Source organism: Bartonella sp. ML70XJBT (assembly GCF_028618425.1).
Taxonomy (GTDB): Bacteria; Pseudomonadota; Alphaproteobacteria; order Rhizobiales; family Rhizobiaceae; genus Bartonella.
On sequence record NZ_JAQISX010000002.1, the window covers coordinates 72,606 to 91,560 of the forward strand.

Sequence of the window (18,955 nt, forward strand, 5' to 3'; positions counted from 1 at the left end):
TTTAAGAGAAAGAATAAATTTTTACGCTTCACCCATAAACTGTGGAAACCAGTTCTCATAAGCTTGTGTAAGATTTTTTAATGAAAGTGTGAATATCTCATCTATATTAAGGGAATCTCCCTCAACGTGACCTAGCTCTATTAAAGAAACGGCATGGTTTTGTGCATGCTCTTTAAGACTGTTGAGAGCATCAGGCTTGACGGCTAAAAGATAACGTCCTTGGTCTTCTCCAAAAAGTTCTGCATGGTGGGGAGATTTATTGCTTAATTTTACCTTGATTCCTTTACCTGCTTTAATGACCATTTCTGCAAGTGCAATCGCTAGTCCTCCATCAGAAATGTCATGAGCGGCATGAACAAAACCGTTATGAATGACATCTCGGACAAATTGACCATGCTTTTTTTCAAGTTGTAAATCTACAGGGGGAGGGGCACCTGCATCAATATTTAAAATGTCACGTGCATAGATTGATTGTCCTAAATGAGAGCCGCAATCTCCCACTAAAATGATACTATCTCCATTTTGCATACCACTTATTGTTACCATTTTTGACCAATCACTTAGAAGGCCTACACCAGCAATTGTAGGGGTAGGAAGAATAGCTTCTCCATTTGTTTCATTGTAAAGAGAAACATTGCCTGAAACGATAGGGAAGTCGAGGATTCTGCAAGCTTCTCCGATGCCTTTAATTGCAAAAACGACTTGTCCCATGATTTCAGATTTTTCAGGGTTTCCAAAATTGAGATTATCTGTCGCAGCTAGTGGTATTGCACCTGTCGTGCTAATATTTCTCCAGCATTCTGCAACAGCTTGTTTTCCTCCCTCATAAGGGTCTGCTTCACAATAACGCGGTGTTACATCAGAAGAAAAAGCAAGAGCTCGTTTACTCTTATTACTGACGCGGATAACGCCTGCGTCACTTCCTGGACAAATAAGGCTATTTCCTTGGATAAGCGTATCATATTGTTCATAAACCCATCGTCGTGAACTTTGATTAGCAGAATTCAATAAAGTCAAAAGCACATCACCAAGATTCTCAACTTTTTTGACGTCTTCTGCTTTCAGAGGTGTTTTTTTTGCAGGTTCACTCCAAGGACGATCATAAACAGGTGCTTCATCACCAAGTTCTTTGATGGGAAGATTAACAACTTCTTCTCCTTGATGAAAGACACGGAAACGTAAATCATCAGTGGTTTTTCCAATAATGGAAAAATGGAGCCCCCACTTATGAAAAATTGCTGCTGCTTGTTTTTCTAGCTCTGGTTTAAGGACCATGAGCATGCGCTCTTGACTTTCAGAAAGCATCATTTCATAGGCTGTCATATTTTCTTCACGAACGGGAACTTTATCGAGATTAAGCTGTATGCCTAGATTTCCCTTTGCACCCATTTCAACGGCAGAAGAGGTGAGACCTGCGGCTCCCATGTCCTGAATAGCAACCACGGCTCCAAGTTCCATGAGCTCTAAACATGCTTCAAGAAGACATTTTTCTGTAAAAGGATCACCAACTTGAACGGTTGGGCGTTTTTCACTGATTGAATCATCAAATTCAGCAGAAGCCATTGTTGCGCCACCAACACCATCGCGCCCTGTTTTTGCACCAAGATAAACAACAGGGAGTCCGATTCCTTGTGCTTTGGAATAAAAAAGAGCATCTGTCTTTGCAATACCGGCAACAAAAGCGTTAACGAGGATATTGCCATTATAGCGCTCATCAAAATTGACTTCTCCACCAACTGTTGGAACACCAAAAGAATTGCTGTAACCACCTATTCCAGACACAACACCAGAGACAAGATGGCGTGTTCGAGGGTGATCAGGAGCACCAAAACGCAATGCATTCATCGCTGCAACAGGACGGGCACCCATTGTAAAGACATCACGTAAAATACCACCAACGCCTGTCGCAGCCCCTTGATAAGGTTCGATATAAGAAGGATGATTATGACTTTCCATCTTGAAAACAACACATTGCCCCTCACCAATATCAACAACACCAGCATTTTCACCAGGACCTTGAATAACACACTTTCCTTCTGTGGGAAGCGTTTTGAGCCATTTTTTAGAGGATTTATAGGAACAATGCTCGTTCCACATTGCAGAAAAAATTCCCAGTTCAGTAAATGTTGGTTCTCTTCCGATTAATGTCAGGATACGTTGATATTCATCCTCTTTTAAGCCGTGTTGTGCAATGAGCTTTGGTGTAATCATAATGTTATTACAAGGATTCATGAGTATTTACCCGTCAAATTAATCGAAGTTTAGCATTTTATTTTTTTTAATCTAGCAGCTTAGATTATGGAAGACTATGTGGTTTAATAAAAAATATTCATCTATAAGCTGAAGATCTCGTTCGTTAGGTTGGATGGGTTTCAAGACCAAAAACAATCTTAAATGATTATGTTTTGAGAGTATAATATCCATTGTTATTTGTATAGAATTTCTGTTTATAAATTTACAGCACGAGAAATGATATAGACCTTTGTTTTTTTTAGTTATTGAGTACAAGGATTTTTTTAGCATCACCTATTGACTAATTCTAAAGCACTTTGAAAAAGTAAGCGACCGTCAATCCCTCCATGAGCAGGTTCAATAAAGTTTTCAGGATGCGGCATCATACCAAGAATATTACCAGCTTTATTAACAATACCAGCAATATCTTTTATTGAGCCGTTAGGGTTTGTATTTTCTGCATAGCGAAAAACAATTTGTTCATGATCTTCCATCTGTTTTAATGTTTCGCTATCAGCAAAGTAATTTCCATCGTGGTGGGCAACAGGACAACGAATAATTTGTCCTTTAGAATAATATCGAGAAAATTTTGTCTTGGCGTTAACGACTTCAAGTTTGACTTTACGACAAACAAATTTTAAGGAAGCGTTACGCATTAAAGTTCCCGGTAATAATCCAGCTTCCAACAAAATTTGAAATCCATTACAAACACCTATTATCGTAATCCCTTTTTGTGCTTTTTCACGAATAGCTTTTAAGATGGGGGTTCGCGCTCCAATAGCCCCACATCGCAAATAGTCGCCATAAGAAAAACCACCTGGAATAATAATAACATCTACATCTGGAATTGTTGTTTCTGTTTGCCAAATTTTTAACGGCTCAACTCCTGTTATATGATGCACTGCTGCAATCATATCTCGGTCGCGATTTAATCCAGGAAGTTGAATGATGGCAGTTTTCATGGGTGTTCCACTTACAGAAGTTCGATAGTATAATTTTCAATGACAGTATTTGCGAGTAATTCTTCACACATCTTCTCAAGTTTTTTCTTTGCTATTTCAGGTAGTTGATCATCAAGAACAATATCAAAAACTTTTCCTTGACGAATGGAGTGAATACCTTCGAAAGCTAAAGTTTTTAAAGCACCGACGATTGCTTCTCCTTGTGGATCAAGGACGCTTTCTTTTAAAGTAACTGTAATGCGTGCTTTCATTTTTTGCTTCCTGTTTTTAAAAGACCCTTTTCTTTGAAGAGAAGTGTATTGATAGAAGGGGGTAATTATTTTACCTTGATTCGTTTTCTTATTTTACCAAGACAGGACCACTTGGCCGAGTTGGTTCATTTTCATTCATAATACCAAGGCGTTTGGCAACCTCTTGATAGGCATTAATAAGTCCTCCCATATCACGACGAAAACGGTCTTTATCCATCTTTTCTCGTGTTTGCATATCCCATAGTCGTGCAGAATCAGGTGAAATTTCATCAGCAAGAACAATGCGCATTGTTTCATCTTGCCACAGGCGGCCAAACTCCATTTTTAAATCAATTAACTGGATATTGACACCGGCAAAAAGCCCAGAAAGAAAATCATTAATACGAATTGAAAGTTGCATGATATCTTCTAGCTCTTGTGGGACAGCCCACCCAAAAGCAGTGATATGTTCTTCTGTCACCATCGGATCATCGAGAGAATCATTTTTATAGTAGAACTCAATGATAGACTGCGGTAGTGGGGTCCCTTCTTCTAGTCCTAAACGTTTTGCAAGAGAGCCAGCCGCGACATTGCGAACAACAACTTCCAATGGAATAATTTCCACCGCTTTAATAAGCTGTTCGCGCATATTTATGCGTTTGATGAAATGTGTTGGGATACCCAAACGTCCAAGATGGCTAAAGATATGTTCCGAAATCCGGTTATTTAAAACCCCTTTTCCGTCGATAATTTCATGTTTTTTTGCATTAAAGGCCGTGGCATCATCTTTAAAAAACTGAATATACGTTCCTGGTTCAGGTCCTTCATACAAAATTTTGGCCTTGCCTTCATAAATACGGTGGCGACGATTCATAATAATTCTCTATTTATCTTGAGAGGTTTTTAATAACATTAGCAAGTGATACTATCCTAATTGATCGAAATTCTCAATGATATTGCTATGATACTTTTATAATTTTTGTCATGGTACACATTGACCTAAAGATAGAGATACAGAGCAATGAGAAAAAGGATACCTTCTTTGGGATCAAATTTTTGTAAGTTTTGGATCAGATTTTTGCAAGAAATTGAGAAAGAACCATAAGCCCTTCTGGCCAAGGTCCGTGTCCAGATTCGGCGTTAATATGGCCAGAATAGCCAGCATCAACAAGGAGTGAACCCCAGTCATGGGCGATTTTTTCTGCTACTGAAAATTGACAAAATTCATCGTTGCGGCTGGCTATGATAATAGAAGGAAAAGGTAACTTTTGACGATGATAAGGGCCAAATGTCATTAAATGTTTGGGACGTATTTTTTCATTAGCGACATCGGGAGGCGCCACAAAGAAAGCGCCACAAATTTTTTCTGCATTTTGTACAGTTGCTTGAAGTGCGGTAGGAACACCTAATGAATGAGCAATAATCATAACGGGCCTTTGAGCTTGTGCAATGGCGGTTTTAACTTCATTAACCCACTCGTCACAAACAGGTTTTGACCAATGGGCTTGCTCTACACGGCGGGCTGTCGACAGTTTTTTTTCCCAACGTGTTTGCCAATGATCAGAACCAGATCCTTTGTAGCCAGGAATAATAAGAATATCGAGTTGATTTGCTTTCATGAATTATTATTTTCTTTGTTACAATAGTTTTTTTGATCATAGAGGGAATAGCTTCGGGCTTTCTATATTGTTGTTCTACTGCTGTTCAAAAACACGTTTAAAAATCGTGTTGATATGTTTGGTGTGGTAAGAAAGATCAAATTTTTCTCGAAGCTCTGCCTCACTTAAAACTTTGCTAACATCTTTGTCGTTGAGCAGTTCTTCTAAAAAATCTTTTCCTTGTTCCCAAACCTTCATCGCATTTCGTTGTACAATCCGATACGAATCTTCGCGGCTGATTCCTGCTTGTGTGAGTGCCAAAAGTACTCGTTGTGAGTGAACAAGACCTCGAAATTTATTGAGATTTTTTTGCATATTTTCTGGATAGACAATTAAATTTTCAATGACGGATGTGAGGCGAGAAAGAGCAAAATCAAGTGTAATCGTTGCATCAGGGCCAATGTAACGCTCAACAGATGAATGAGAAATATCGCGTTCATGCCAAAGTGCTACATTTTCCATAGCAGGGAGTGTAAATGCTCGAACCATCCGGGCTAATCCCGTTAAATTTTCTGTTAAAACTGGATTGCGTTTATGAGGCATTGCTGATGAGCCTTTTTGCCCTGGTGAGAAATGTTCCTCTGCTTCGAGAACTTCTGTTCGCTGTAAATGGCGTATTTCTATTGCTAACCTTTCAATAGAGGACGCAATAACACCAAGTGTTGCAAAAAACATCGCATGACGATCCCGTGGTATAACTTGGGTGGAAACGGGTTCAGCACGCATTCTCAAGGCTTTTGCAACGTATTCTTCAACGCGTGGATCGATATTGGCAAAAGTTCCTACAGCGCCTGAAATCGCACAAGTAGAAATTTCTTCGCGTGCTGCAAGAAGGCGTTTGCGACAACGGAAAAATTCAGCGTATGCGAGAGCGAATTTGACTCCAAATGTTGTTGGTTCAGCATGAATGCCATGACTTCGCCCAATAGTGATAGTTTCTTTATGTTCAAAAGCACGTCTTTTTAAGGCTTCAAGAAGTTGGTCTATATCCTTGAGCAAGATATCACTCGCCCGCATCAATTGAATGCTCAGCGTTGTATCAAGAACATCAGATGATGTCATGCCTTGGTGGATAAAACGTGCTTCGGGTCCAATGAATTCAGCAAGGTGGGTTAAAAAAGCAATAACATCATGTTTGGTAATGGCTTCAATTTCATCAATACGATTGACATCAAATTCAGCGGACTCTCCTTTTTCCCAAATGACTTTAGCGGCTTCTTTCGGAATAACTCCCAGTTGAGCAAGAGCATCACAGGCATGGGCTTCAATTTCAAACCAAATACGATATTTCGTTTCGGGGGACCAAATTGCTACCATTTCAGGGCGGGAATAACGTGCGATCATTATTTTTTCCTTATTGTGAGAGAAGTGCGGCTTGGCGTAATGCACTCATGCGTGTTTTGTAAAGCTCTTTGTTTCCGTTTTTATAAATTGCAGAGCCTGCGACAAATACATTTGCACCAGCTTTTGCAGTTATTCCAATTGTATCAACGGTGATACCACCATCAACTTCAAGATCAATAGGGCGGTTTGCAATCATACTTTTAACGCGCTTAATTTTATCTTTTATTTCTGGAATAAAATTTTGTCCACCAAAGCCGGGATTGACTGTCATGATGAGGATGAGATCTAATTGATCAAGCAAATATTCAAGGACATGTTCAGGAGTGCTTGGATTGAGTGCAACGCCTGCTTTTTTACCCATTGCTTTGATTGTTTGGAGTGAACGATGAATATGGGGACTTGCTTCAGCATGAATGGTTATAATATCTGCACCCGCTTTTGCAAAAGCTTCCAAATAAGGATCAACCGGTTTAATCATCAAGTGGACATCAAATATTGCTTTAGTTAATGGACGCAGAGCCTTGACGATTTCAGGGCCAAAGGTGATATTAGGAACAAAGTGTCCATCCATAATATCGAGATGGAGCCAATCTGCACCAGCATCAACAACATCTAATATTTCTTGCCCAAGTTTAGAAAAATCAGACGCCAAGAGCGAAGGTGAAATGAGATGAGAATGGGGCATAAAAATCTCCTTGATTGGCTGTTTTATCATGTCGCTGTGTATACACAAATATCTTTTGTGTTATGACGAAAAAGAAAAATACGTATTATAGATTTTTTTATACAAAGATCGCTTGAAATTTTAAAGTTTGATAAGTGAAAGATATGTCGAATCATAAAACATGTTTGAAGCCTGAACTTCAAGATAATATTACCGTTTCTTCGCAAGAATATCGAGATGCTATGAGCCATTTTGCAGGCGCTGTGCATATTGTGACAACAGATGGCATTAAAGGAAAGCGTGGGGTGACTGTTTCAGCGTGTTGCTCTTTATCAGATGATCCTCCAACTCTTCTTGTTTGTCTCATGCGCCATAATATGAAGAATCATGTGTTTATGGAGAATGGAATTTTTTGTGTTAATAGCTTGGCAGGAAAACATCGTCCATTAGCAGATATTTTTTCGAGGCGTTGCAATGTTACACAAAATGAGCGTTTTGATATGGCTCAATGGAGAACTTTGCAAACAGGGGCACCTAGTCTTTCAGATGCTTTAGCATCTTTTGACTGTCGTTTAATTTGTTGGCATGAACATGCAACCCATTGTGTATTGATTGGTGAAGTTGTTGCAATCAATCGTAGTCAAGAAAAAGATGCTTTGATGTATTTGAAGCGTGGATATCACACTTTGCCTTTATAAAGATTTTTATTTTTTTTGCATGGATGAAATGATTCATTGGTATTCCATTTAAATTTAGTGCACTGAAGAAGGAGGAGGGGGATGGTTCTGAACTTTAATTTTTCTTCTTTTGAGGTTTCTCAATAAATGAGAAAGATGATTTTGGGATGATCTTTGATCAAAAGTCCAAACTTAGACAAAAAAGTAGTTAAAGCTAAATTTGAACATATTTTTAGATTGTTATGAAAAAACATTTTACTCTTGTGTTGAGGAGTATTGCACAATATATAGACCCCACAGAGCAGATGTGGAGGTTTTTTTTATTGCATGAGCGAAGAGATTGATGGTCAATATCGCCCTAGTGAAGATGAGCCTTTTATGAATGAACGTCAGAAGGCGTATTTTCGAGCTAAATTGGTTTCTTGGAAAAATGATATCTTAAAAGAAGTGCGTGAGACTTTGGAAAATTTGCAAGAAGAGAATGTTGGTCAACCAGATTTAACTGATCGGGCATCTTGTGAAACTGATCGTACAATTGAATTACGTGCTCGTGATCGTCAAAGGAAACTTATTGCAAAAATAGATGCTGCCTTGGAGCGAATTGATAATGGGACATATGGTTTTTGTGAAGAAACAGGCGAGCCTATTAGTATAAAGCGTCTTGAGGCTCGGCCGATTGCCGTTTTGTCACTGGAAGCACAAGAGCGTCACGAACGACGTGAAAAAGTTTATCGTGATGATTGATGATTAAAATCATGAGAACGATAAACGAATGAAGTTACGTGAGTAATCAAATTGTATATTTTATTTTGGAGTGGTAGGAATAAACAAAGATGGCTCTTGCCTCCCTTCAATTTCGGCTGTGATGGCTGAATCTTTTACTGCTTGATTCGTAAAAGAAGAGGAGACTTTATCTGGCGTATCGTTTCCTTCTGTAAGAGAGGGAATAGGATGGGGGGGGATTTCTCTCTTTTCTGTTCTGGATGTGCTGGTAATATCGGATTCTACAACCATATCTGTTAATCCACCAATAAGGAGTAAATGTTCTTTATTATCACAACGGACTAAAACAAGGCGGCGTGTTCGATCTATAGAAATTGATTCACATAATGCTAACCGTGATAGACTTTTTTTTCTATTAGTGTTGAACCTTCTCATATTTAAACGGCGTAAAAACAATATAATTACCATAAGAGCTATGATTGTTATTATAAAAAACAAAAAACTTATCGTTATGTTTGCAGCAGATACACCTATTTGGTCTGATAACCAGATAACCATAGATTTTCTCCCATTATGGTATGGAAACTACCGTTTTTTATTGAGATAAATTTATAAACACACCCTTAAAAGATCCACTTAAAGACAAGAAATAAACTTTTTAACATTAAGTGAGCTTCCTTAGAAAGATGATATCATAGTATATATTTTATAACAATGAATATAAAGGAAGTTTCTTGATATAAGAAACAGTTAAATCTAAGGCAAAGAGAGATGGATAAAGATTTTGAGAATAATGAAAGATCAGCGTCTTCGTTTTCTGTGCGTCGGAGAGTTGTGATTTTAGGTATTATTTTTATCTTCGTTTTCCTTTTCACTGTGGGCATTTTAGATTTTTTTTATCCACAAAGTTATTTGCAAAAGGCTGTGGTAGCATCTTTTTTGATTCTAGCAACGATCGGTGTTGCAACACTCATTTTAAGTGGAATGGGAATTTTAAGGTACCACGCATCGTGGCAGCATGAGGATTTTGATTTTAACATCTTTAATAAGGGCGATGATGCAGTTGTAATCTCTGATCTTTCTGGTTTTGTTTATTATTCTAATCAAAACTATCAAAAAATTCTAACCTATAAGCCTGAAGGGTCTTGTTATAGGGTTATTGCTGATCTTCCAGGAGCTGGTGCACTTTCCTATCGCCTAAAAGTTGCAGCCTGTAATAATCTTTCAGCACAAGAAGAGTTAAGAGTAGAGCAACCAATTTTTACCGATTCTACACAAAAAAAATCTGTTTGGTATAACATCTCTGTTCAACCTATTACAAAACAGAAAAAAAAGCTTTTATTTTGGCGCATTAGTGATATTTCGCATTTACAACAAACCCGAGAAGTTTTTTTCTCTAACCTTCAAGAGGCGATTAATCACTTAGATCAAGCTCCTGTTGGTTTTATATCCATTAATGCACAAGGTACACTTCTTTATGCCAATGCGGTTTTTGCTGAATGGTTCTCTATTGATTTAGCAAATTTTTCGGTTGGTCAATATCATTTTGATCCATTATTTGAGAGCGTTGGCGCTAAGAGTTCATGGAGTGATATTTGTTTACAAACCAACAGATATCAAAACTCAGGTTACTCTTTACCTTATAGATTTTCATTATGTTTAAATTCACAGACGATAGGAGAGAAAATATTTCATTGTTTTATTTCTACTTCTTCTCTCTTAGAGGAGGAAGCCGTTTATCGTATTGTGATTATTCCACAACAAATAAAAAAAGAAGAGGATGATCAATCAAAATTACCGAGCATATTAGAAGAATATTTTGATGCGAGTCCTTTTGCAATCGCTGTGGTAAATCAGGAGGGGCAATTGATTCACATGAATAATGCTTTTTCATCACTTACGGAATCTATGGATAAGACTATCAATTTTTATGATATTATTTCTCGTCGTGATTGTATACAGTTAGAGCGTGCCTTTCAAAAAATTGCGACCAATAAAAATTATTTTGTTTCTTTGGAAACGGTTCTAGAAAAGAATGAAGAGCGCCATTTACGCCTCCATGTGATGTCTATACCACCCTATCATGGTGATACTCTACAAGATTTAGTTATTATCTCTGTCATTGAAACAACAGAACAAAAAACACTTGAAGATAAAATGATGCAAAGTCAGAAGATGCAAGCTGTTGGACAATTGGCAGGCGGCATTGCTCATGATTTTAATAATGTTTTGACAGCAATTTTAATGTCATGTGATCTTCTTTTAAATACGCATCGTAGCTCTGATCCTGCTCATGCTGATCTGATCAATATTAAAAATAATGCTAATCGTGCAGCTGCTCTTGTCCAACAATTACTCGCTTTTTCTAGAAAGCAAACACTTAGACCTGAAGAAGTTGATTTTACAGAGTTTTTATCAGATATTCGCAATCTGATTTTACCACTTTTAGGGAATAATATTCAGCTAAAAATTATCCATGGAAGAGATTTGTGGAGCGTTGAAGTCGATCAGGCATCTTTCCAGCGTGTGATTATGAATTTGGTTATTAATGCGCGTGATGCCATGTTTGATGGAGGTATTGTTACGATTGCTACAAACAATGTTACAAAACAACAAAGTGCTGAATTTAATCATTTTGGTTTAGCAATTGGTGAATATGTGCAATTGACTATTTCAGATACAGGAACTGGGATATCTGCTGCTATACAAGAAAAAATGTTTGAGCCTTTTTTTACAACCAAAGAAGTTGGAAAAGGAACAGGCCTTGGTTTATCCATGGTTTATGGAATAATCAAGCAGAGTGGTGGGTATATTTATTGTGAAAGTAAAGAGGGAGAAGGAGCAACATTTCATATTTTTCTACCCCGTTATATCCCAGATATAAAAGGAGAAATTTCTCAAAATATTGAAAAAGAGGAAGAGAAAGATATAGACTTAACAGGATCTGCGACTGTTTTATTGGTTGAAGATGAGGATGCGGTCAGAATGGGGGGGGTAAGAGCTCTTCAAATGAGAGGATATACAGTTTTAGAGGCGGCAAGTGGGGTGGAAGCCCTTTCTATTCTTGAGGAAAAAAAAGGCATTGTTGATATTATTGTTTCCGATGTGGTGATGCCAGAAATGGATGGGCCCACTTTATTGAAGGAAGTCCGTAAAAACTATCCTGATATCAAGTTTCTTTTCGTTTCTGGATATGCAAAAGATGCTTTTGCTAAGAATCTTCCAAAAGATGCTGTTTTTGGTTTTTTATCTAAACCTTTTACACTCAAACAGTTAGCTCTAACAGTTAAAGAAACACTTTCATCATGACACAAAAATAGATGCAATAAAAAAATTGATGTTTTAAGATTTTTTAAGAAAAATAGAGAGTATTTTGATCAATAGAGAGCGCATGGTAATGTCCAGAAAACGAAATCAAAAAGAACGATTTGGAAATTTAAATAAAACTCAAAAAAGATTGCACATTCTACGCAAGAATTTATGAAGAAATAGACTTCACCTGGTAAACTTTAAAGTTTTTTATTATAGATCTAAAGATAAACTCTATTTACAACGTTAAAAAATGTTATAGATCGCTAATATCCTTAAAAGGATAAGAGTTGTTGTTGCGTATCGGCTATACCACTCTTTCCTTCAATAAATGCTTTTAAGGCTTCTGGATAGAGTTTATGCTCTGCTTTAAGAACTCTTTGCGCTAAGCACTCAGAGGTATCATCAGGATAGACCGGAACAGCTGCTTGGGCAAGGATTTTTCCAGCATCCATGTCTTCTGTAACAAGATGAATAGTGCAACCTGTAATTTTTACGCCTGCTTGTAAAACTCTTTCATGTGTGTTTAAGCCTTTAAATGAAGGTAAAAGAGAAGGATGAATATTTAAAATTCGTCCCTCATAAAGTTTTACAAAACGCGATGAGATAAGGCGCATATACCCCGCAAAGCAGAGAAAATCCGGTTTATATTGATCTAAAATCGTGAAAATACCTTCTTCATGCTCTTCTTTTGTGTTGTAGATTTTACGATCAATAATATGAATAGGTAAGTTATAATTTTGTGCTTTTTCAATACCATTTGCGCGTGGATTATCGCAAATAACTGCGACGATTTTAGCAGGATATCCCTTTTGTTGGCTTGCTTGGGCAAGGGCGACCATATTGGACCCATTACCAGATATGAAAACGACGATTTGTTTTTTCATAAATGCAGTACCCCTTTATAAAGTATTCCCTTATTTTGATCTTCGCGTTTTGTTAAAGTGCCAAGAGGTGTCACAGTCTCTCCATTTTTTTCAAGAGCTTGCGTAATTGTTTCAGCGGTATGCTGTGCTACAATAATGATCATGCCAATACCACAATTGAATGTTCGTAACATTTCTGTTTCTTCTATTTTACCTTGTTTGGCAATCCATGAAAATACGGAGGGAACATTGATATTAGAAAGATTAATTTCAGCGCAAAGAGAAGAGGGAATGACACGTGGAATATTTTCAGGAAAGCCTCCACCCGTAATATGCGCTAGAGCTTTAATTCCTTTGTATTCTCGCATGATGGGAAGAAGCGATTTCACGTAAATGCGTGTTGGTGTCAGGAGTGCTGTACCAAGGCTGTTTTGGGGGGCAAAAGGGGCAGGGTCATTCCATTTGAGATGACTTTGTTGAATGATTCGTCGAACAAGCGAAAAGCCGTTGGAATGAATTCCAGAGGCGCTTAGACCTAGGATAATATCGCCTTCTGTCAAGTCTTTTGAAGGGAGCAGCATGCTGCGTTCACATGCGCCTACAGCAAAACCTGCTAGATCATAATCACCTTCTGCATACATGCCTGGCATTTCTGCGGTTTCTCCCCCAATAAGAGCAGCACCGGCTTGTTTACATCCTTCTGCAATGCCAGAAACAATTGCCGCACCTTGTTCAGGATCAAGTTTTCCAGTTGCAAAATAATCCAGAAAAAAAAGAGGTTCCGCCCCTTGTACAAGTAAATCATTGACACACATAGCGACCAGATCAATACCAACAGTATTATGGTGTCCACCTTCAATGGCAATTTTTAGTTTTGTTCCCACTCCATCATTGGCTGCGACTAAGATAGGATCTGCAAACCCGGCTGCTTTTAAATCAAAAAGGCCACCAAAACCACCAATTTCTGCATCTGCTCCGGCTCGTTTTGTCGCACGTATAAAGGGTTTAATTTTTTCTACCATAGCATTACCCATATCGATGTTTACACCGGCTTTTGCGTAGGTAAGATTATTATTTGTAAGATCTTGATTGCTCATTGGAGCCTTCCTTTAGTGGAAAATCAGGTTTTAATGTTATTCAATGCCATGATAGAGTTTTCTCTGCAAGAGATATTGGAAAGAAAATAAGCAACTTTACTTGTACCTTATTTTGAAGATGTTTATAATTTTTGTGAAGAATTTTTTTTAGGATATTTTATGAGCAAGATATCAGATAATCATGGACAGTCTTCGTGGGAACTTATGAAAAAGAAAGGGAGTGAGAACACATCCCGTAACCGTTATAAGACTTATGTGCCTGCATATACGCAATTACCTTTGCCGAATAATATGAAAAGACAAATCTTTTTTTGGCTGGGAGCGCTGATTTTTTTTATTCTTTTTATGTTCGTTTTTGGATCAATTTTGCTTCCTTTTGTAGCAGGAATTGTGTTGGCTTATTTTCTTAATCCCATTGTTCAATTGCTTGAAAAGTTTGGTATTCGTCGTGTTTTTGGTACTGTCCTCATTACCTTATTTATTGTTATTATCTTTGTTGCTGCTTTAGTTATTCTGATTCCTATTATTAGTTCGCAAATACAGCAATTTGTGAGTGATGGCTTACCTGTTTATATTAATCGTATTCAAACCTTTTTTGTTGAACATGATTTTGATTGGATAAGGCACTATTTTGGAAGTGATCCAAATGAATTACGGAGTAATATTAAAGGGCTTTTAGGAGAAGGTTCTGATTTTATTACATCTCTTTTGAATTCACTTTTGAAATCAGGAAAGTCTATCGTTAATATCGTTAGTCTATTTGTTGTGGCACCTGTGGTAACATTTTATATGTTATTAGATTGGCCACGTATGGTGACAGCAATTGATTCGTTAATACCGCGTGATCATCTTGAAACCGTTCGAAGTATTTTTCATGAAATGGACAGAGCTATAGCAGGCTTTGTTCGTGGACAAGGAACCGTTTGCCTCATATTGGGGGGCTATTATGCTATTGGTTTAACGATTGCAGGGCTCAATTTTGGTCTTTTGGTTGGTATGTTTATTGGCCTTATTAGCTTTATTCCTTATATCGGAACAATGAGTGGTTTTCTCCTTTCTGTTGGGATTGCATGGGTCCAGTTTTATCCCAATAATTGGGGGGGAATCATTATTGTGATGGTACTTTTTTTAATTGGTCAGTTTATTGAAGGTTATATTCTTCAACCAAAACTTGTTGGTTCATCAGTGGGATTACATCCCGTGTGGTTGATGTTTTCGCTTTTTGCTTTTTCTTCACTCTTTGGTTTTACTGGTATGCTTGTTGCTGTTCCTGCAGCGGCGGCTGTGGGTGTTTTAGTTCGTTTTGCCCTACATACTTATCTTAGTTCTCAGATGTATTCGCGAAGTGGAAAGTCGGAGACGCTAAAATGAATGGGCGAGAAACGCAATTATCTTTAAATTTTCCTTATGAACCGATTTTTCAATTTGATGATTTAGTCGTGACGGATAGCAATCGTATGGCTTTTCAGCTTATTGATCATTGGCCCAATTGGCGCTTACCTATTGCCGTTTTGGTTGGAAAAGAAGGAGCTGGAAAAACGCACTTTTCGAGTATATGGCTGCAAAAAGCAAATGCATTTAGGATTCAGCATAATAAAATTGATCAAGCTGTTGCTATGGCTTCTTTAGGTAGATCATTTTTAATAGAGGATATTGATTCTGGTGAAATTAGTGAAACAGAACTTTTTCATTTAATTAACAGTGTTAAGCAAACAAATGTTGATGCGCGACAAGCTACTTTATTGATGACGGCACGAACACTCCCTTCTACTTGGAATCTAAAGTTAAATGATCTAAAAAGTCGTCTTAATTCGGTGATGTTCGTTGAAATTAATCAGCCTGATGATGCATTGTTAACAGCTGTTGCCTTTAAGCTTTTTTCCGATAGACAGCTTATTGTACATCCAGATACAGTTTATTATCTTATCAGCCGTTGTGAACGTTCTTTATTTTCATTGAAACATGTTATTGATTCTGTTGATCAATTGGCGTTACAAAGAAAAAGAAAAATAACGCGTGCTGTGATTGCCGAAGTTTTGAATAGAAAAAAAACGTAAATACTTCTTATCATGGCTTTACATGTTCTTCCTTTTATTATTGTTTGAATATAAGGAAGGACACGTCATTTAAGTTTTCTGCTTTTAATATCTGTTAAAAGTAAAGGATATTATTTTTACTTTTTCATGCGTGCAAGAAATGGCTTTGAGATTTTATTGGATGAGTATTTTTTTTCATCACTTTTACAAGCTATATATTTTTGCATTTGAAAATGTTTCTAAAAAGAGCCCCTTATTCTATTTATCATAAAAATTTTTATAGTTTGAAAAAATGTTTATTGTTTATGGACTTGAATTATAGGAAAAGCGAGAGTTTTTTCATCTTTGGAAGAATAGAAAAGGGAGAAAAATGCTTAATAGAGATGGATTTTATAGTAAGTACAGTGGAAATATTATATTTTCTTTAGGAATTTTTTTTGTAATATCTAAGTCGTTTTTTAAACTCTATCTGTAGAATGTGTTCTGATACAGTGGATAGTTTCCTTAAAGCAGAATAAAATTATGAAACCCTTATAAGAGGTGCATTATTTTTTACATCGGTTAGATTTTTGTACGGATTCTATTTTTGCGAATAAATGTGTTATTGAGGAGAAAAAAATTTAAAAACATTCTTTTTTGTAAAGAAATGCAACAAAATTGAAAAAAAGTACGTTTTTTCTCTTGCACTTCTATTGTGAAAATTTTAGGAAATGTGCATCAAATAGATGTTAAATAGCGGAGCGTAGCGCAGTCTGGTAGCGCACCTGATTTGGGATCAGGGGGTCGTAGGTTCGAATCCTATCGCTCCGACCATATTTGATGAGGTGTATGAGGATGAACCAATTGGGTACGTGTGGTGAAAAACAATCATTAAAATATTGTATAATCTGAAGGGAAGAGGCATGGTCGCACGTATTTATAGTCCTGCTAAAACAGCTATGCAGTCAGGTAAGGGGAATACAGGCTTTTGGATTCTACAGTATGAGCCGATAAAAGCAAAAATGCTAGAGCCTCTTATGGGTTACACAGCGACATCTGATATGAATAGTCAGGTAAGAATCCAATTTAATAGAAAGGAAGAAGCCATTGCTTTTGCACGCAAGAATGCTATCCCTTATCGTGTAGAAAAAACACATATGTCGATTCGGCGTGCCGTTTCTTATTCTGATAATTTTCGCAGTAATCGGCAGCAATCTTGGACACATTAAGTTAGAGATGCTATTTTAGATTGGGAAAATAATCAGTTGGGTGTTTGGTCCCGTAGCTCAGCTGGATAGAGCAACGGCCTTCTAAGCCGTGGGTCACAGGTTCGAATCCTGTCGGGATCACCATATTTAAGAAAATTAATAGATAATAGATAGAAGTATTCAAGAGTTTTCCTTTCATTCTATTAATTTATTTTCTGTCCCCCCCTGAGTCTTTTCATGTTTTTTATTGGTTGTTTGTGTATAAAATGATGCCATGCTGTTTTCTATTCAGCCTAGAAGTGCTTTAAGCTGTGATGGGGGGAATGCTATATTTATATAAAATCAATAATTTATATAAAGGTTAGGGAATTTTATGGTTATTGATTTTATTAGCTTGTTTTTCTGTCTATCCCGAACCTTTTTATAGATTATTTTCAATCATTTTATCCAAATATGAAACTAAATTTGGTCGTATAGAACTTGACTCTTATTTTTATTAATCGTATAGTTATGATATACGATAAGGGGTGGTAATGGCAATTGTGAGTTTCAAACATAAGGGCTTAAAATTATTTTATACAACAGGTTCCACAAAAGCGATTCGACCAGATCACGTAAAAAAATTACGCGTTATCTTGACAGCTTTAACAAGTGCTACGACGCCTGAAATGTTGAAAGCACCTGCCTTTAAAATGCATCCTCTTAAAGGTGAACTTACAGGATACTATTCCATATGGGTGAATGGAAATTGGCGTGTTACTTTTCGCTTTATAGGAACAGATGTGGAGCTTGTTGATTATCAAGATTACCATTGATGAAAGGAATAAAAAATGATGCATAATCCTGCACATCCGGGTGAAGTTTTAAAAGTAGCTTTCTTAGAAGAAATGGGGCTATCAATACAAAAATTAGCTGATCACCTCCATATGACAAGAGCTTCTCTCTCAAGAGTGATTAACGGACATGCTTCTATGAGTACCGAGCTTGCAGTTAAATTAGAGTTGGCTGGTTTTAGTAAAGCAAAATTTTGGTTAGATATGCAAACAAACTATAATTTATGGCAAACAATGCAACAAGCACAACCACCTATTTCTCCTCTAGTTTCTGATGATAATCAAACAAATATTTGATTTTATTCATAATTTTATGATGCTTTGCTTTATTTGTAGTTGCTATCCATTGCCTTAGTTTTTTTGAAGTTTTTTAATTGCTTCTATTGCAAGGCGTTTACTATCGGCTGTTTTGGTATAAAGGGATGCCATTTTATCTTCTGTCCAGCCCCAAAAAAAGCGCTTTCATTTGTGAAACTGTAGCACCAGCATTGGCGGCACGTGTTGCAGCTAATTTTCGCAATCCATGGGCTGATTTTTTAATACCCGCCGCATTACACGCCTTACGAAATAGATTGCCAAAACTTTCTTTTACGAGTTTATTTCCATTTTTTCCGCAGATGAATGTTTCATTACCAATAGGACCAATTTTAAGAGTTTCTGCTAATTCAGGTAAAATTGGTAAAAAAACGTCTGTTTTAAATTGGCTCTTTTCTGTTTTAAGATGGATGATATTATCTTTGACATCTTTCCAGCCGATACGAACTGCATCACCACGACGCAAGCCGGTATACAAAAGGACGTCAATCCATACACGTTCATGTGTACCATGGGAGCAATGGTGATAATATCTGTCTATGTCCTCTTCTAGCCATGGTAGTAATCCCTCTCTGTTTAAAGATTTTGGTGCTTTTATATTAAAAGCGGGGTTTCTATTTAAAAGAGCATTATCAACCGCCCAATTAAAAAGACCGTTTAGAGAAGTTAAAAAGTGTCTTGCTGCTGCGGGAGTATCACGCCTTCTGTCTACAGCATCAAGAATATGTTGTTTTTCTATACTTTTATATGAGCGATCACCAAAAATCTTAGCATTCCCAAAAAAACTCTGCATTATCATAAACTACAGCATCATCATAAACA

General features: G+C 37.1%; 18 protein-coding genes, 2 tRNA genes and 1 pseudogene. 10 read left to right on the forward strand and 11 right to left on the reverse strand.

The window, feature by feature from the left end; translation table 11 throughout:
• Positions 1-21: 21 nt before the first annotated feature.
• From purL to rpe, 7 genes are all read right to left on the reverse strand, one after another.
• Entirely contained in the window at positions 22-2,232 is a 2,211-nt protein-coding gene (gene purL / locus PVV65_RS01130) for a phosphoribosylformylglycinamidine synthase subunit PurL (protein WP_273788894.1), read from the reverse strand.
• 290 nt (positions 2,233-2,522) lie between these two features.
• Positions 2,523-3,194: a phosphoribosylformylglycinamidine synthase subunit PurQ gene (purQ, locus tag PVV65_RS01135; protein WP_273788895.1), complete on the reverse strand. Its 672-nt coding sequence runs from the start codon at positions 3,192-3,194 to the stop codon at positions 2,523-2,525.
• An 11-nt stretch (positions 3,195-3,205) separates the two neighbouring features.
• Positions 3,206-3,445, reverse strand: a complete 240-nt coding sequence (gene purS, locus PVV65_RS01140) for a phosphoribosylformylglycinamidine synthase subunit PurS (RefSeq protein ID WP_273788896.1) — start codon at positions 3,443-3,445, stop codon at positions 3,206-3,208.
• Positions 3,446-3,533: 88 nt separating this feature from the next.
• Positions 3,534-4,298, reverse strand: a complete 765-nt coding sequence (gene purC, locus PVV65_RS01145) for a phosphoribosylaminoimidazolesuccinocarboxamide synthase (RefSeq protein ID WP_273788897.1) — start codon at positions 4,296-4,298, stop codon at positions 3,534-3,536.
• Positions 4,299-4,494: 196 nt separating this feature from the next.
• Positions 4,495-5,043, reverse strand: a complete 549-nt coding sequence (locus PVV65_RS01150) for an alpha/beta hydrolase (protein ID WP_273788898.1) — start codon at positions 5,041-5,043, stop codon at positions 4,495-4,497.
• A 75-nt stretch (positions 5,044-5,118) separates the two neighbouring features.
• Positions 5,119-6,426: an adenylosuccinate lyase gene (gene purB / locus PVV65_RS01155; RefSeq protein ID WP_273788899.1), complete on the reverse strand. Its 1,308-nt coding sequence runs from the start codon at positions 6,424-6,426 to the stop codon at positions 5,119-5,121.
• Between the two features lie 10 nt (positions 6,427-6,436).
• The gene (gene rpe, locus PVV65_RS01160; protein ID WP_273754234.1) at positions 6,437-7,111 is read right to left on the reverse strand and encodes a ribulose-phosphate 3-epimerase; all 675 of its coding nucleotides are present in this window, start codon (positions 7,109-7,111) and stop codon (positions 6,437-6,439) included.
• A gap of 143 nt (positions 7,112-7,254) precedes the next feature.
• On the opposite strand from rpe, the gene PVV65_RS01165 reads away from it, so the two are divergent.
• Together PVV65_RS01165 and dksA are read left to right on the forward strand one after the other, a co-directional pair.
• Positions 7,255-7,788, forward strand: coding sequence for a flavin reductase (locus tag PVV65_RS01165; protein WP_273754233.1), 534 nt, complete (start codon positions 7,255-7,257; stop codon positions 7,786-7,788).
• A 306-nt stretch (positions 7,789-8,094) separates the two neighbouring features.
• The gene (gene dksA / locus PVV65_RS01170; RefSeq protein ID WP_273788900.1) at positions 8,095-8,511 is read left to right on the forward strand and encodes an RNA polymerase-binding protein DksA; all 417 of its coding nucleotides are present in this window, start codon (positions 8,095-8,097) and stop codon (positions 8,509-8,511) included.
• Between the two features lie 60 nt (positions 8,512-8,571).
• Here the strand turns inward: dksA and PVV65_RS01175 are convergent, their stop codons facing one another.
• Complete coding sequence (locus PVV65_RS01175) at positions 8,572-9,048, reverse strand: flagellar biosynthetic protein FliO (RefSeq protein ID WP_273754231.1); 477 nt, start codon at positions 9,046-9,048, stop codon at positions 8,572-8,574.
• A 213-nt stretch (positions 9,049-9,261) separates the two neighbouring features.
• Between PVV65_RS01175 and PVV65_RS01180 the strand changes: the two genes are divergently transcribed.
• Complete coding sequence (locus tag PVV65_RS01180) at positions 9,262-11,799, forward strand: response regulator (RefSeq protein ID WP_273788901.1); 2,538 nt, start codon at positions 9,262-9,264, stop codon at positions 11,797-11,799.
• Between the two features lie 275 nt (positions 11,800-12,074).
• Here PVV65_RS01180 and purN read toward each other — a convergent pair whose 3' ends face one another.
• Both purN and purM read right to left on the reverse strand, forming a co-directional pair.
• The gene (gene purN / locus PVV65_RS01185; protein WP_273788902.1) at positions 12,075-12,686 is read right to left on the reverse strand and encodes a phosphoribosylglycinamide formyltransferase; all 612 of its coding nucleotides are present in this window, start codon (positions 12,684-12,686) and stop codon (positions 12,075-12,077) included.
• On the reverse strand, positions 12,683-13,762 hold the full coding sequence (gene purM / locus PVV65_RS01190) for a phosphoribosylformylglycinamidine cyclo-ligase (protein ID WP_273788903.1): 1,080 nt from the start codon (positions 13,760-13,762) through the stop codon (positions 12,683-12,685). Before purM ends, purN begins: the two co-directional genes overlap by 4 nt.
• Before the next feature lie 159 nt (positions 13,763-13,921).
• On the opposite strand from purM, the gene PVV65_RS01195 reads away from it, so the two are divergent.
• The 7 genes from PVV65_RS01195 (at position 13,922) to PVV65_RS01225 (ending at position 18,115) form a co-directional block, all read left to right on the forward strand.
• Positions 13,922-15,133 carry an AI-2E family transporter gene (locus PVV65_RS01195; protein WP_273788904.1) on the forward strand — a complete coding sequence of 404 codons (1,212 nt, stop codon included), beginning with the start codon at positions 13,922-13,924 and terminating at the stop codon, positions 15,131-15,133.
• The gene (gene hdaA, locus PVV65_RS01200; protein WP_273788905.1) at positions 15,130-15,819 is read left to right on the forward strand and encodes a DnaA regulatory inactivator HdaA; all 690 of its coding nucleotides are present in this window, start codon (positions 15,130-15,132) and stop codon (positions 15,817-15,819) included. The genes PVV65_RS01195 and hdaA overlap by 4 nt, the downstream gene beginning before the upstream one ends.
• A gap of 715 nt (positions 15,820-16,534) precedes the next feature.
• Positions 16,535-16,611: transfer RNA gene (locus PVV65_RS01205), tRNA-Pro, on the forward strand.
• Between the two features lie 89 nt (positions 16,612-16,700).
• Entirely contained in the window at positions 16,701-17,006 is a 306-nt protein-coding gene (locus tag PVV65_RS01210; protein WP_273754224.1) for an ETC complex I subunit, read from the forward strand.
• Between the two features lie 46 nt (positions 17,007-17,052).
• A tRNA-Arg gene (locus PVV65_RS01215) sits at positions 17,053-17,129 on the forward strand.
• A 389-nt stretch (positions 17,130-17,518) separates the two neighbouring features.
• Positions 17,519-17,800, forward strand: a complete 282-nt coding sequence (locus PVV65_RS01220) for a type II toxin-antitoxin system RelE/ParE family toxin (protein WP_273788906.1) — start codon at positions 17,519-17,521, stop codon at positions 17,798-17,800.
• A gap of 15 nt (positions 17,801-17,815) precedes the next feature.
• Positions 17,816-18,115: a HigA family addiction module antitoxin gene (locus PVV65_RS01225; RefSeq protein ID WP_273788907.1), complete on the forward strand. Its 300-nt coding sequence runs from the start codon at positions 17,816-17,818 to the stop codon at positions 18,113-18,115.
• 54 nt (positions 18,116-18,169) lie between these two features.
• On the opposite strand, the pseudogene PVV65_RS01230 reads toward PVV65_RS01225, so the two are convergent.
• Positions 18,170-18,905 (reverse strand): annotated as a pseudogene (locus tag PVV65_RS01230) (tyrosine-type recombinase/integrase); the annotation flags it as partial.
• Between the last annotated feature and the right edge of the window lie 50 nt (positions 18,906-18,955).

Bases quoted from the DNA above. Each gene is read 5' to 3' on its own strand.
- PVV65_RS01195 (WP_273788904.1), top strand. From the start codon at position 13,922: ATGAGCAAGATATCAGATAATCATGGACAGTCTTCGTGGGAACTTATG.
- PVV65_RS01165 (WP_273754233.1), top strand. From the start codon at position 7,255: ATGTCGAATCATAAAACATGTTTGAAGCCTGAACTTCAAGATAATATT.
- PVV65_RS01225 (WP_273788907.1), top strand. From the start codon at position 17,816: ATGATGCATAATCCTGCACATCCGGGTGAAGTTTTAAAAGTAGCTTTC.
- purB (WP_273788899.1), bottom strand. From the start codon at position 6,426: ATGATCGCACGTTATTCCCGCCCTGAAATGGTAGCAATTTGGTCCCCC.
- dksA (WP_273788900.1), top strand. From the start codon at position 8,095: ATGAGCGAAGAGATTGATGGTCAATATCGCCCTAGTGAAGATGAGCCT.
- purC (WP_273788897.1), bottom strand. From the start codon at position 4,298: ATGAATCGTCGCCACCGTATTTATGAAGGCAAGGCCAAAATTTTGTAT.
- purL (WP_273788894.1), bottom strand. From the start codon at position 2,232: ATGAATCCTTGTAATAACATTATGATTACACCAAAGCTCATTGCACAA.
- rpe (WP_273754234.1), bottom strand. From the start codon at position 7,111: ATGCCCCATTCTCATCTCATTTCACCTTCGCTCTTGGCGTCTGATTTT.
- PVV65_RS01175 (WP_273754231.1), bottom strand. From the start codon at position 9,048: ATGGTTATCTGGTTATCAGACCAAATAGGTGTATCTGCTGCAAACATA.
- hdaA (WP_273788905.1), top strand. From the start codon at position 15,130: ATGAATGGGCGAGAAACGCAATTATCTTTAAATTTTCCTTATGAACCG.
- purM (WP_273788903.1), bottom strand. From the start codon at position 13,762: ATGAGCAATCAAGATCTTACAAATAATAATCTTACCTACGCAAAAGCC.
- PVV65_RS01180 (WP_273788901.1), top strand. From the start codon at position 9,262: ATGGATAAAGATTTTGAGAATAATGAAAGATCAGCGTCTTCGTTTTCT.
- purN (WP_273788902.1), bottom strand. From the start codon at position 12,686: ATGAAAAAACAAATCGTCGTTTTCATATCTGGTAATGGGTCCAATATG.
- PVV65_RS01150 (WP_273788898.1), bottom strand. From the start codon at position 5,043: ATGAAAGCAAATCAACTCGATATTCTTATTATTCCTGGCTACAAAGGA.
- purQ (WP_273788895.1), bottom strand. From the start codon at position 3,194: ATGAAAACTGCCATCATTCAACTTCCTGGATTAAATCGCGACCGAGAT.
- PVV65_RS01220 (WP_273788906.1), top strand. From the start codon at position 17,519: ATGGCAATTGTGAGTTTCAAACATAAGGGCTTAAAATTATTTTATACA.
- purS (WP_273788896.1), bottom strand. From the start codon at position 3,445: ATGAAAGCACGCATTACAGTTACTTTAAAAGAAAGCGTCCTTGATCCA.
- PVV65_RS01210 (WP_273754224.1), top strand. From the start codon at position 16,701: ATGGTCGCACGTATTTATAGTCCTGCTAAAACAGCTATGCAGTCAGGT.